General features: G+C 59.8%; 8 protein-coding genes and 1 tRNA gene. 1 reads left to right on the top strand and 8 read right to left on the bottom strand.

Features of this window, described 5'->3' with window-relative positions:
* Positions 1–476: 476 nt before the first annotated feature.
* From DyAD56_RS23500 to DyAD56_RS02810, 4 genes are all read right to left on the bottom strand, one after another.
* Positions 477–2,540 carry a GNAT family N-acetyltransferase gene (locus DyAD56_RS23500; protein ID WP_158241238.1) on the bottom strand — a complete coding sequence of 688 codons (2,064 nt, stop codon included), beginning with the start codon at positions 2,538–2,540 and terminating at the stop codon, positions 477–479.
* Between the two features lie 172 nt (positions 2,541–2,712).
* A complete protein-coding gene (locus tag DyAD56_RS02820; RefSeq protein ID WP_102301343.1) occupies positions 2,713–3,927 on the bottom strand; it encodes an integrase arm-type DNA-binding domain-containing protein in 1,215 nt (404 codons plus the stop codon).
* A gap of 176 nt (positions 3,928–4,103) precedes the next feature.
* Positions 4,104–4,180, bottom strand: a tRNA-Arg gene (locus DyAD56_RS02815).
* A gap of 173 nt (positions 4,181–4,353) precedes the next feature.
* Positions 4,354–6,225: a M61 family peptidase gene (locus DyAD56_RS02810; RefSeq protein WP_233202268.1), complete on the bottom strand. Its 1,872-nt coding sequence runs from the start codon at positions 6,223–6,225 to the stop codon at positions 4,354–4,356.
* 290 nt (positions 6,226–6,515) lie between these two features.
* On the opposite strand from DyAD56_RS02810, the gene DyAD56_RS02805 reads away from it, so the two are divergent.
* Entirely contained in the window at positions 6,516–7,103 is a 588-nt protein-coding gene (locus DyAD56_RS02805; RefSeq protein ID WP_158241237.1) for a porin family protein, read from the top strand.
* Positions 7,104–7,216: 113 nt separating this feature from the next.
* Here DyAD56_RS02805 and DyAD56_RS02800 read toward each other — a convergent pair whose 3' ends face one another.
* From DyAD56_RS02800 to DyAD56_RS02785, 4 genes are all read right to left on the bottom strand, one after another.
* Entirely contained in the window at positions 7,217–8,653 is a 1,437-nt protein-coding gene (locus DyAD56_RS02800; RefSeq protein ID WP_102301237.1) for an amino acid permease, read from the bottom strand.
* 354 nt (positions 8,654–9,007) lie between these two features.
* On the bottom strand, positions 9,008–10,276 hold the full coding sequence (locus DyAD56_RS02795) for a sterol desaturase family protein (protein ID WP_102301236.1): 1,269 nt from the start codon (positions 10,274–10,276) through the stop codon (positions 9,008–9,010).
* 6 nt (positions 10,277–10,282) lie between these two features.
* A complete protein-coding gene (locus DyAD56_RS02790) occupies positions 10,283–10,993 on the bottom strand; it encodes a lysoplasmalogenase (RefSeq protein WP_233202258.1) in 711 nt (236 codons plus the stop codon).
* A gap of 250 nt (positions 10,994–11,243) precedes the next feature.
* Complete coding sequence (locus tag DyAD56_RS02785) at positions 11,244–13,562, bottom strand: TonB-dependent receptor (protein WP_102301234.1); 2,319 nt, start codon at positions 13,560–13,562, stop codon at positions 11,244–11,246.
* Positions 13,563–13,584: the final 22 nt, after the last annotated feature.

Raw genomic sequence — 13,584 nt, 5'->3', positions numbered from 1 at the left:
CTGAAAGCGGGGGGACGTCGCTTCCGGGTCTTCACTGTGCTTGATCGCTCTAGTTTGAGGCAGTCACGGCTTCATGCAATGGATGTTCGGAAGTCAAACGGGCAAAGAACTGTGGCGGTTGGAACCCCCCAGCCACCTTTCTTAACGTCTCCAGTGAAAGGGAAATTCGTAGCCGAGTGGATTGCTCAAGAACCAACGCAATTCCTTGCTCTACATCGCCAAAATAGGCGAAGAACTCATGCTTCGACAATCCAGACACTGATCCGTAGCGCCTCCATAGTGCAGCAGGCGAAGACGTATGGACCTTCTCGATTTTTGCGTGCCCCACAATCGACCCGACCGGCAGCTTGACGTAAATCCAAAGCGTAGCTCCTGGCGAAACGTTCATCGTTCGCCGCCTCAACTCAACACGCTTGCGCCCTGCGAAAATGTTATCGGCGTGCCGTGGTTCCAGAGAGATCAGAATGTGTTCGTTATTAACCACGACCGAAGCCTTCGCTCAGAATAGCCTGCAGCTGTTCGTCGGAAATTGCGTGGGTAGTGATCAAATCATTCGGGCGACCGCAACCCAATCGCTTGAGCACTTTGAGATCAACTGGATTGGGAAGAGGAAATATGTTGTCGAAAATGGTGACAGTTTTCATGGCTGACCTGCCAATGTCGGTAAGATTTGTTGTAGTTAGCACAGACTGCTGAAGGTCAGATACATCGAGCGCGTCGCACGCCCTGAGATAGGCCTCTCGCACCCGCCCCACTGCGACCACTTGGCTCCGGCCACCATCCTTGCCGGACTCGTAGAAAAACATCAGTGTTCCGCGTTTAAAGTGCTTCAAGGTGCTCGGCTGGCTTAAATAAATCCGATCGGCATATAGCGATGCCGACGTCTGGGGCAGGAGTGAGGCTTGGCGTGAGTGCCCAAGCAATGGCTCTGCATAGACGCGCCGGACGGGGGTAATTATCGCTGGTCGTCCGGGTAGGCAGAACAATGTTGGTGCCAACAATGATTCGAGGCGATCTAGGGAAACATGGACGCGATTGCCATCGGGGGTGTGCGCAATCAATTGTTGATCAGGTCCGTTATATGTCGGTGCTTGAGCAGGCAGCCGCGGACCACCCTTCGCGGCCAACGCCGCTTGACCAGCACTCCATGTCGCCTGCGTTAGAACTTGACCAAGGGCAGACTTAACGAAGTGATGTCCTTGCGGTGACCCCACAAAGCCGAGCACAGAGCCAACCTCTCGCAAATGCGATTGGTTCGGCGGTACTTCAAGTTTCAATTGGCGCGGTCCTGTGCTGCTTAGTCGGTCGACTAAATGCTTTAACAAGATGCGTGCGGCGCCGATTGCTTGCGGATGCGATTCATCCACTGCAGCGCGGGCGATCGTCATGCTGTCAGGTGCGACGATCGCTGGCCAAGTAACATAACCGATGCATGCTGATCCGCTCCAAACTGCGCATCGAAACGCGATGCGGCCGCCTTGAGTCTCGATTGGCAGCCAGTTAGTGGCGATCGCAGAGCCCGACAAATGCATTTTCTGGCTTAGAAAAGCCCGTACAGCCGGCTCTGCATCGGTGGTGACCGAAAGTAAGCGCAACGTGTCTTTTTCTGCGGTTTCAAATGCCTCATCGCTGCGTGCTGCCGATTCTTCGAGTTCAAAAGCTCCCGATGAAAGAACTTGGACCCCGTAAACTTGCTCAATTTCTGGCGCCACGGCCAGCATGGCAGCATCGTTGGTGATGATGCCCGCCAGATCATGCTGGATTGCGGTAATGACGTGGCGGATATCGGACCGCTCATTTGCTGTCAATGGCCGATGGCCGGCTGCTTGAGGGAAAATAAGCGTGGCCAGCTTTGAGAAAATGCCATCCGCTTCGTCAGGCTGATCGACCGGAAGGCACGGAAACGTCTCGATATAGGCTTCCATCGGGTCCGTGTGTCTCGACTGCAGGTTGCGTTGTAACTCGTCGCGGATCTCACTACTGATGGCCAAGCGGCAAAAATTCATTCGCTCGGCCTGGAACAGACCCACAACTTCTGTGCGCCGGAGGCGACGCGGCTGCACATCGAACAGCACATTCATGTCCAGCAAATACATCGGAAGCTCGTTAGCAGCGGGCTCCACCAGGCCTAATGGATTGTGATCATTCACTCCGCTGGCAGGAAACAGTTGCGGCGAGTCGAGTTCATGGCAGCGAACTAGGATTTGACGATTTCGTGTGACACCGCCCTTCTCTGACCGCTGTACATAGAAGCGCTGCTTATGCCAAAAGGCATTTGCGCTAGTCAGATCCTCTGCAACCCGCGCATATATAGAAATAAAGCAGCTCTGGGTTAACGAATGACGGAGATGATCGAGTAACTGCGACGCCGCGCCGAACCTCCGAAAAGGCTCCAGAACAAACATCTGTCGCACATGTGCGCGCGGAAAATGTCGATCAAATAAGAGATGGCCTGCGTATTGCTGGCCGGCCGATGTTTGGGCAAGCAATACATACAGTCCATCTCGACGAGCGAATTGTTCAAAGATGCTTCGAGCCAAAAAGCCAAGCTCGTTTCGGTGCGCATCTGAAGCCTTGCACACTTCGTCGAGCCACGTCCCCGTGGAGTCATAGCCTTCTAAGACTTCGAACCGAATCTCGGCCGACTGCGATGCGTTTCGTAGCTCTACAGTTCCCCGTGCCATTGCCCCCCCTGTCTGATCCCAGCAACAACTAGGCCCTTCGCCTGATCAACACCACGTTATCGCCTGCCCTCAGAAGGTCCAGATAGTCCGCCCACGCTTGCATCATTTTTCGGCGTGCAGGTAGATGCGAGGTACGGTTATAAGCTCGACCGTTAGCGTCCCTGACTGCATGGGCCAGTTGGTGTTCGATGTGATCTACTGGGAATCCCAGCTCCTCATCCAGGACCGTACGCGCCATTGCGCGAAAACCATGGCCTGTCATTGTTTCGCTATCGAACCCCATACTGCGAAGAGCAGCGTTAACGGTGTTCTCGCTCATAGGGCGTCGAACGCTCCGTACTCCAGGAAATACATATCGACCATTTCCTGTCAGCTCATTCAATTCTCGCAGGACCCCAACTGCCTGAGTAGACAGTGGGACGAGGTGCGAGCTCTTCATCTTCATCTTTCCGGCGGGTATGTCCCAAGTGGCCGTATCTAGATCAATTTCTGACCACTCGGCGTGTCTTAGCTCTCCCGGGCGCACAAAGACGACTGGCGCTAACTTGAGTGCCGCAATCGTTACCGGTGAGCCCTGATACCCGTGGATCGCTCGCAACAATTCCCCGATCTTCGATGGCAAAACGATGCTCGGAAAATGATTGACCCGAGACTGCTCCAGTGCGCCAATTAAATCCGTCGCAGGATTACGCTCAGCGCGCCCTGTAGCAATCGCGTACCGAAAGATCTGGCCCGCCAAACCTCGCGCACGATGCGCGGATACAACTATGCCTCGCTGTTCCATCTTTCTCAGAGCAGCGAGCAATGTAGGAGCTGATATTTCGGCTATGGGAAGATTAGCGATACTGGCGAGGTCCTTCTCGACTAAGCGACGACTGCGTTGCACGCTGCCAATGGTCATTCCCTCACGCTCGCGCTTGGCAATGAATTCTAGTCCCACCAATCGAAAGGTCGTCCCAGCTTTCTCCAACCGTGCGGCTCGCTCGGTTTTGGCGACATGCGCTGGGTTGGCCCCAGCCTTCACCATCGCACGCGCCTTGTCACGATCAACACGCGCCTGGGCCAATGAGATACCGGGATACTCTCCCAAGGCCACCATGCTCGCTTTGCCATCGTGGCGATAACGGTAGCGCCACAACTTGGCGCCTGTTGGCCGTACCTCAATGCATAAGCCGTTGGTGTCGGCAATGCGATACACCCTTTCGCGTGGCTTAATCGTCCGTAATTTGGCGTCCGTGAGCATGTGAGTAACGGCCTCGTGAGTAAGGTGGCGAACAAGCCACCTCTTTACTCGCATCGTTACTCACTTTTTGGTCAGACGCAACGGGACACATCCGGACACATCCGGATGAATAACTCCGACATTTAAGGATTTTATCGAGTCTGTCGGAGATCCCTGGACTTCCGTGGATCTCAATTTGGCGCGCCCGGAGGGATTCGAACCCCCGACCAATGGCTTCGGAAGCCACTACTCTATCCGGCTGAGCTACGGGCGCTTGAGCATCGACGCGTGGGCAGAACCGGTAGGTCCGGCGCACGGTGGACGCGCAGTATAGCGAAGTTGGGAGCCAGCGCCCATGTGGCGGGTCAGGCGCCCTGGCGGGGTCGCAAGATTGCCCCCTCACCCCAGCCCTCTCCCCAGAGGGGAGAGGGAGAAGTGCTGTACAGATCAGCGAGCCTTGAGCAGCTCGGACAGGCGATCGGGCTTGCCCGTGATCCGCTCCAGGTGCGGATACTTCAGGCCGTCGTGATAGTCGATGCGCAGCGTCTTGTACTCGTCGAAGTTCTTCACCAGCAGCTCGACCGGCTGATTCTTGTCCTTCGCCGCGGCGGTCACCGCGTCCTTGATGGCGTCGCCGGAGTACTCCTTGCCGTTGACGGCAATCACCTTCATGCCCGGCGACAGGCCGGCCTTAAAGGCTGGGCCATCCCACAGCACGTCGACGATATCGCCGCCCTTGCCCATCGAGACACCCAGCGAATAGGTAAGGTTGGGGCCGCCGTAGCGCGTCTCCACGGCCTTGGCCACTTCCGATGCCTTGTCGTCGTAGACCAGCTTCCAGCCATTCGCCTCGAAGCCGCCGATCAGCGGGCCGTGGCCATCCAGGCGCTCGCGCAGGTAGGTCGCCCAGTCGTACGGCGTGATGTCGTTGAGCGTCTTCACCACATCGTCGAAGGTGTAGGTGTTGACGTCCCACTCGCCGTTCTTCACGCCGAAGAAGACCTTGGCGAAATCGTCGATGGAACGCTTGTCGCCCGTGAGGTCACGCAGCTTGCCGTCCACGTCGAGCCAGATCATCTGGCCGCCGGAGTAGTAGTCCTCGCTCATCTGGAAGTTGCGATACGGCAGCGGGCGGCGCATCGCGATGATCGGGTCGTTGGTGGTGTCCTGGATGTTGCGCCACTGCTGCAGGCCCGGACGGCCGCGATCGTAGGTCGCTGCCACGTTGGCAAGCATGTCCAGCGCCTGATCCTGCTTCCACAGACCCGAGCGCGCGGCCATCACGTAGCCCCAGAACTGCGTCTGGCCTTCGTACACCCACAGCAGGCTGTCCTGCATGGGCACGTTGAAGTTCGGCGTGGAGAGATCCGCACCGCGACGGTACTTCCCGTCCCAGGAGTGGTTGAACTCGTGCGGGAGCAGGTCGCGCATGACCATGCTCTTGTCCCACTCGGTGAAGTAGCCCGGGCTCACGCCGTTCTCGCTGGAACGGTGGTGCTCAAGGCCATTGCCCGACATCTTGTCGCTGAGCGAGAACAGGAAGTCGTAGTGGTCGTAGTGGTGCGCGCCGTACAGCTTGTACATCTGCTGCACCAGATTCTGATGCACCTTCAGCTGCTCGGGCTTGATCTCCAGGTACTTCGGATCATCCGCCACGACATTGAGGAACACCGGCGTCTTCGCGCCCGGGTCAAGATCCACGCGCTTGAAGTACTTGCCCGCGTAAATCGGCGAGTCGACCAGATTTTCATAGTCGATCGGCTTGAACGTAACCGTGTCGCCATTGCGCGAAGCCATCTCCAGCGCGCTGCCGTACTGCCAGCCGGCTGGGAATGTCACGCTGGTTTCGGCCTTGACCTGTCGCGCGAAATAACCCGCCGGGTACACCGATACGGAATTCCACTGCAGGTTGAGCATCTCCGGCGTCATCACCACGCGGCCTTGGCGGATGTCCTGCGCGGAAAGGAACTGGAACTCCACCTCCACTTCGCTCGCGCCCTGCGGCACATCCACATGGAAGGCATACACGTTGAGCGGATCGCGCTTCCACTGAATGACCTTGCCATTCGCCTTCACCACCAAGCCAGCGAGCTTGTCGATCGGACCCGTTGGCGAATGGTTGCCCGGCAACCACTGCGGATACAACAGGGTCAGCGGACCCGCTTGCGCCGGCACCGTTTCGTGCACGCGGAACACGCGATGCGCGATATCGGTCGCATCCACGTTGATCTTCAGCGTGCCATGGAACGGAATGTCCTGCGGCGCAGGAACGTCGGCGAGGGCCGCAAAGCTGCTCAGGCCAAGGGCCGTAGCGAGCATGGCGGAAGCGAGGCGCGAAACTTTCAAGAGGTTCTCCTAATCAATCGGATTCGTGCGCAAGACATAGCTGCACGAAACATGAACCTCTGATCGTAGTGTGCGTTGACAGGTCAAACCCCCTGCCATTGGTCATGGAAGTGTCTGAACCTCTCCCGTCCGCGAAACCCTTCAGGGGTTTTACACACGTTAAAAACCCGTATCCTTTTTTCACCGCGATCCCCGCGCGGCCCGTAGCGACATTCCCCCTTGTTGTCGCTACGGATCACAAAAATAGATAGATGGAGCATTCCATGCACAAGACTCTTCTTGCGGCCGCTTTGGCCGTCGTCGCTATCGCGCCTTTCGCTGCCAAGGCCGACGAAAACACCAACCAGCTCGACAACTTCTTCGTGGCCGGCAACCTGGGCCAGAGCAACTACCGCATCGGCGGCGTCTCTGACAAGTCCGACGTGTTCCAGAACGTGCGCTTCGGCTGGCGCTGGAACAACATCGTGGGCGCTGAAGTTGGCTACGCCTACCTCGGCAAGGTCAAGAACGACTACACATTCGGTGACACCTGGGCCAAGCCGCGCGTGGCACAGATCGGCGTGAACGCCAAGTACAACTTCTACAACAACTGGTACGTCACCGGCCACGGCGGCTACCTGCGCTCGCGCACCACCAGCGGCTCCACGGTGGGCGACTACACCGTTTCCCAGCGCAGCTGGAACAACGGCTGGTACGCCGGTGCTGGCGTGGGTTACGACATCACCAAGAACGTCGCCCTGGGCCTGAACTACGACAACTACCACATCAAGAATGGTCGCGGCGGTTCCGACGAATCGCAGATCAACATGAATGTGGCGACCTACTCCGCTTCGGTGGAAGTGCGCTTCTAAGCGTCGCTCCTCAAAGTGGATACGGAAAACGGCCGTGCAAGCGGCCGTTTTCTTTTGCCTGCTGCACAAAAAAAAGGCCGCTTTCGCGGCCTTTTCTACGTGAAAACCTCGGCTTAGCCCTGCTTCTCCAGCTTGCTGTGATGCATGCCGTAGGTGAGATAGATCACCATACCGATGCTCACCCAGATCAGGAACACCTTCCACGTGATCAGCGGCAGCTCCGCCAGCAGCCAGATAGAGAACGCGATACCGACGAGCGGCACCAGCGGCACCCATGGCGTGCGGAAGGAGCGATGCAGGTCCGGCTTGCGCTTGCGCAGGATCATCACCGACATACAGATCACGATGAAGGCCGAGAGCACGCCGATGTTCACCAGCTTCGCCACTTCCTCGATCGGCAACAGACCCGCGACCAGTGCGGTGAACACACCAAGCACCACTGTGGGGCGATGCGGCGTGCCATAACGCGGATGCACATGGGCAAACCAGCTTGGCAACAGGCCATCGCGCGACAACGCGTACCAGATGCGCGTAGCGCCCAACATAAAGGCAAACAGCACGCTGAGCAGGCCGAACACCGCCGACACCGACACGGTGAGCGCCACCCAATGCAGGCCCAGGCCTTTGAAGGCATCGGACACGGGGGCGTCCGTATTGAGCGTGCTGTAGTGGGCGATACCCGTGAGCACCATCGATACGGCGAGGTACATCACCATCGAAATGCCCAGCGACAACAGCACCGCGCGCGGCAGATCACGCTGCGGATTCTTCGATTCTTCCGCCGCCGTGGTCAGCGTGTCGTAGCCGAACACCGCAAAGAACACGACCGCAGCGGCCGAGGCGACACCCTGGAAACCATAATGGCCGATGCCATCCGGGCCGATCACGTGCGCGGGAATGAAAGGCACCCAGTTCGATGGCTTGACGTAGAACGCGCCGACACCGATCACCAGTGCGACCGCCGCCACCTTGATCGCCACCACCACCGTGTTGAAGCGCGCGCCCCATTCGGTACGGAAGATCAGCAGCGCAGACACGCCCAGCGTCACCAACGCTGCGACCACGTTGAATACGTGTCCCTCACCGGTGCCGATGGCGCCTTGCGCCCAAACAGGAATGTGTATCCCCAAACTGGTCAGCGCCGACTGCACATAGCCGGACCAGCCGATGGCCACCACGGCAACGATCAGCGCGTACTCCAGCAGCAGATCCCAGCCGATCAGCCACGCGGCCAGTTCGCCGAGCACGGCGTAACCGTAGGTGTAGGCGCTGCCGGTGACCGGAATCATGCCGGCGAACTCGGCGTAACACAGCGCCGCTGCGGCGCTGGCGATGCCCGCGATCAGGAACGAGATGGCGACCGCAGGGCCAGCGTTGATCGCCGCCTGCTTGCCCGCCAGCACGAACACGCCGACGCCGATAATGCCGCCGATGCCAATGGCGGTGAGCTGCCACAGACCCAGAACGCGACGGAAATCGCCGCGCTTGCCGGCCTCCGCCTGCAACAGCTCCACAGGCTTGTGGCGCACCAACTTACTAAGGAAACCCATCAGCTCATCCCCGAGAAAAAGAGTCTGTTCGATACCTTTCAGCGGCCCGCGTTGGCCATCTGTGCCCGCCAGGGAGTGGGGCGTGGCGCAGCACCTGACTGGTGGTCAGGTCAAGCCGCGCACCGCTTCATGGTGGGCACAGATGGCCAACCCTACGGGCCAGGAGCTGTTTGCCCACCATACTTCGTCATCACTCGGTCGTGTATCGACATACACTTCCTCGTTCTTCCTCGTCTGGCGGGCAAACAGCTCCTGGCGCGAGCCACTGAAAGGTATCGAACAGACTCGAAACCGCGATCATAACGAATGCCCCCGCCCCTGCCACGCTGCAGCTGCGCGGTAGTGCCATTCGTCCTAGCTGGGGATGGGTTTTCCTGAATCTTCGCGACCAGCCGCCGAAATGGCCAGCCAGCCGAGCACCAGGGCACTGATCACGGGAATGGCGACCAACCCAGCCACTACCCGGCCGTCCAGATGCGATACGCCGAACCACCCACCCGTAAGCAGCGGAACGGCCGCCGTCGCCAGCAGCCTTGCCAGTTCCAGGCCGACGCCGACGCGCCGCCCCTCCATAAGCGCACCTAGCGCGGTGAGGCTGAGCACGAGGAACACCGCGTAGCCGACCAACGTCGCCGCCGGCAGATGTTTGGCGAGGTCGAGGAACTGCACCGCCATGCCCAACAGCAAGGCAAACTGCGTCAGACCGTAAAGAGTGAGGTTGCGCGAGAGCAAAGGAAGGTAACGCTCGCGCCCGATGTCGAACGCCGGCTTGGGAAAGCGCTCCGCCACGTCTGCCGGGCGCCAGCCCGGCGGCTTGATCCACACCAACAGCTTGTCGCGCCAGCGACGCGCGTGCCACGCATCTTTCACCGTGGCCCAATACACCTCGGCATTGGCCCACAGCGGGTTCCAGCTGCGCAGCGGCGAGCGCGTGCCGTAGATCGGCGGATCGGTGTCGTCTTCTTCGATGAAGGTGCCGAACAAGCGATCCCACAGGATCAGGATGCCGCCGTAATTCTTGTCGAGGTATTTGTCGTTCACCGCATGATGTGCGCGATGGTTGGAGGGCGAGCAGAACACACGGTCAAACCAGCCCAGCCGCCCCACCAGCTCGGTATGCACCCAGAACTGGTACAGCAGATCGATCAGCGCCACCACCACGAACACTTCCAGCGGATAACCGATGATGGCCATCGGCAGATAGAACAGCCACCCCAGCAACATGCCGCTGCCGGTCTGGCGTAAGGCGGTGGAGAGGTTGTAGTCCTCGCTCTGGTGGTGCACCACGTGCGCCGCCCAAAGGATGTTCACCTCATGCCCCGCGCGATGCAGCCAGTAGTAACAGAAGTCATAGATCAGCAGCGCGCTGATCCACACCCATAGACTATTTGCCGGCAGGGCGAAGATCGCGAAGCGCTGCACGCACCACGCATAGATGCCAAACGTGAGCAGCTTGCTGAAGACCGCGACAATCTGCGAGATCACGCCCAGCCCAAGGCTGTTGATGGCATCACTGCTGTGATACACGCTGCGGCCGCGCAGTTTCGCCACCAGCAACTCCAGCGCGATCAGCGCGAAGAACACCGGCGTAGCCCAAGTGATGATGATTTCCTGCGTATTCATCGCTTTTCAACGACTCCCGCGAACCGAACGCGCCAAGCACCACAGCGCTGCATAGTACGTGGCCAGCACCCACAGCCCCGACAACGGAATGACGAAGCGGAAGCGGTTCCACGCCAGCAGTGTATCGCTGAGCATGAAGAGCAGCGCGCCCGCCACGGACCAATGCGCGGAGTTGGTCAGCGCGTCCATCGCGTGTCGCTGCACCCGCACCACGGCCTGCCCGCCCATGCTGGCCAGTACCAGCACGTAGACCATTACCGGCAGGTGCAGTGCTGCCGGCAGAGACGGCCATAGCGCCCACAGGTTGAACGCACCGTAGGCGACGCAGGCCAGCATGCCCCAGGGACGTTCGGCGAAGCGGCTATCGGTCAGCAGCGCCACGATGAAGCACAGATGCGCCAGCAAGAACGACACCAGTCCGGGCACAAAAGCATCTTGCGGCAGCATCAGGAAGACGTCGCCCGCCAGCGAACACACCATGCCGGCGGCCATCCAGCGCCGATAACGTGTGGACACGGCGGGATTGGTCCGCACCACCATCCACAAGATGAGCAACGTCGTCAGCGGTTTGCAGATCCAGTGCAACCAACGCCAGCCGTCGATCTCACCGGTTGCTGCGAACGTGATACCTGCGATGGCACCCACGGCCAACGCTGCAATCGCAACATCCATCCCGCGCGACGAGGCGGACCCCGTCGTTGCGTTTGAAACAATCATGCGTGGATTCCCCGATCCATCCATCTCAGCCGATGGTAGAGCCAACAGCTTCCAGAGCCCTGTCGCAGCGCAATAAATCGCCCTGGGTGATTTTTGACGTCGCGTCAGCAGCTGCCAAGAACGATGGCGAAAAAAAACCCTCTCCCGGATCACCGGGAGAGGGTTTGCAAGAAGCGGGTACGCCGGCGGGACGGCGTTTCCCCCTCCACCTTCCCCAAGCGGGGGAAGGCCCTCCACATGCGTTAAGCCCTTAGAACTTGGCGTTGATGTTGAAGAACACTTGGCGCGGGGCGCCGGCCATCAACGTCTGGTTCCAGCCCTGCGGGTCCGAGGCCACGTAACCGTTGGTACCCGTCGTCGCAAAGTAGCGCTTGTTGAACAGGTTGGTCACGTTCAGGCCCAAGCTCAGGTCCTTTACGAAGGACAGCGCGCCCAGGTCATAGTTCACGCCGGCGTTGAACAACCAGTACGAGGGTACCTGGGAGTCGTTGATATAGGTGATGTAACGGCGGCCGGTGTACTTGCCGTCCAGCGTGGCGGTGAAGCCGGCGAACGTGTAGCTCACGTTGCTGGTGAACATCCAGGTGGGAATGCCGACCACGTACTTGCCTTGGGTCGCCACCACGCCGTTGTTGAGGTAGTCATCCTGGTACTTGGAGTTGTCGTAGGACAACGAGTTGAGCCAGCGCAGGTGTTCCACCGGGCGCCAGATCACCGCCAGGTCAACGCCGGTGCTCTTTACCGAGCCCACGTTATTGAGGATGGCCGAGCAGGTCTGCACTGCGCTGCACGGCGACACAGCCAACAGGCGGTTGGTGAAGCGCGTGTAGTACGCATCCGCCGAGGCTTCGATGGTATCGCCGTGCACGCGATAGCCAAACTCGAAGGTCTGCGACTGCTCAGGGCTGAGCGAACTCTTGCTGGCGTTGAACGCCGTCTGCGACTGGCTGAAGGGCAGGAAGCCGTAAGCCGAGAGGTTCTTGCTGTAGGAGGCGTACACCTCCTGGTTGGCGTCAATCTTGTAGTTCACGCCTGCCTGCGGCAGGAACGCGTCGCTGGCACGGATGCTACCGGCGGCCAGCGCGCTGCTCGCCACCAGCGAGTCGGCTGCGTTGGTCACGCCCAGTGCCTTGGCGCCGAAGTTCACGGTGAGACGGTCATCCATCAAATGGATGGTGTCCGACGCATAAGCCATGCGCGTCTGCGTGGTGTAGTGCTGGAAGAAGCCGCGCGCGAACGGCTCGTTGTTCTCGTAGAAATTGCTCAGGTAGTCGTATGCGCCGGTGAGGTAGAAGTAGTTGCGCTCCTGGTTGGTCTTGGCGTTCTCCGCCCAGAAACCCACTTCGATATCGTTGTTGCCCAGCGAGAACACCAGCGAACCGGTGCCGCCGTAGCGGTCCAGGCCGTAATCGGTGGTGCGCATGGCGATCGGCACGGTGGCCGAGGAAGCCACGTACGGCGTGGCCCACTGACCTTCGCCACGGTTGTCGTGGTAATAGGTGCCGAGGTTCAGCGTGGTGCGATCGCTGAGGTTGAAGGTGCCACTGAGGCCGGCGAGGTTGTCACGACGGATACCGCCACCCGCGTAGTAGGTGGAGTCCACCAGGTCATAACCGGCCGGCAGCGAGGACAGCATCCCCGGATACGCGCCCTTGCCGTTATATGCGTTGGCGATCTGCACCGCCGCGCCCCAGTTCGGCTGCAGGTAGTCCCAGTTCCAGCCCAGCGCCTTTTGGCTGGCAAGGGACAGATCCATGTAGTCGTATTCTTTGCGACGCGAGTTGTCGAAGAACAGGCTCACGCTGCCGCTATCCCACTGGTAGACCGACTTCAGGTTCACCTGATCGGAACGCTGGTCGCCGTAGCCCTTCCACTTGTCCGTCGATGCATGGTCGTACGACACGTACATCGAGAAACCGTGGTAGTCACCCGTATCCAGGCGCACGAAGGTGCGCGCGGTGGAATCGGAACCGATCACCTGATTGATGCGCGCGCCGGCGACCTGGTCCGGATCGGCGGAGTAGAACTGGATGGTGCCGCCAAGGTTGGTATTCGACGCCGTGCCCAGCGCGCCCGCGCCCTGTGCGAGTTCCACCGTGCTGATGTTGTCGCTGCTGATCGCACGCGTCACCTGCAGGCCGGTGGTGGTGCCGTAGCTCATGTTGCCCAGCGGAATACCGTCCAGCGTGAAGCCGAGGCGGCTCTGGTCGAAGCCGTGCAGCGTGATCTGCGTGGACCACTCGTAATCACCCCACGGGTCGGCTGCCTGGAAGTTCACGCCCGGCAGCTTATCGATGGCCTTCAGCGGGCTCGTGCCCGGCGCAAGCTGCTGCAGATCCTCACTGGTGACCTTCTGCACCTGACGCGTTTCGCCGGAGGCGACCACCGACACGGCCTCCATGGTCTTGGCCTTGTCGCGATTGGTGTTGGCCGATGCATCGGCCGCATCGGCAACGGGCGCCGCGGGCGCGGCGGCCGGGTTCAGGTCGTCGGCGAACACGATGCCGCCGTGAAGCGATGCCAGTGTTGCCAGCGCGATCGCGGTCCTGCGAAGGGAAAGCTTGGGCATGACGATTCCTTGCGCGCGGATT

It is taken from the genome of Dyella sp. AD56 (assembly GCF_002878475.1).
Classification (GTDB): Bacteria; Pseudomonadota; Gammaproteobacteria; order Xanthomonadales; family Rhodanobacteraceae; genus Dyella.
The sequence above is the reverse complement of the archived record's forward strand: the minus strand, read 5'-3'. Positions and strand labels throughout refer to the sequence as shown.

What these genes read in the sequence shown, in the direction of transcription:
- DyAD56_RS02820 (WP_102301343.1), bottom strand. Translation starts at nt 3,927, where the DNA reads ATGCTCACGGACGCCAAATTACGGACGATTAAGCCACGCGAAAGGGTG.
- DyAD56_RS02810 (WP_233202268.1), bottom strand. Translation starts at nt 6,225, where the DNA reads ATGCTCGCTACGGCCCTTGGCCTGAGCAGCTTTGCGGCCCTCGCCGAC.
- DyAD56_RS02805 (WP_158241237.1), top strand. Translation starts at nt 6,516, where the DNA reads ATGCACAAGACTCTTCTTGCGGCCGCTTTGGCCGTCGTCGCTATCGCG.
- DyAD56_RS02800 (WP_102301237.1), bottom strand. Translation starts at nt 8,653, where the DNA reads ATGGGTTTCCTTAGTAAGTTGGTGCGCCACAAGCCTGTGGAGCTGTTG.
- DyAD56_RS02795 (WP_102301236.1), bottom strand. Translation starts at nt 10,276, where the DNA reads ATGAATACGCAGGAAATCATCATCACTTGGGCTACGCCGGTGTTCTTC.
- DyAD56_RS02790 (WP_233202258.1), bottom strand. Translation starts at nt 10,993, where the DNA reads ATGATTGTTTCAAACGCAACGACGGGGTCCGCCTCGTCGCGCGGGATG.
- DyAD56_RS02785 (WP_102301234.1), bottom strand. Translation starts at nt 13,562, where the DNA reads ATGCCCAAGCTTTCCCTTCGCAGGACCGCGATCGCGCTGGCAACACTG.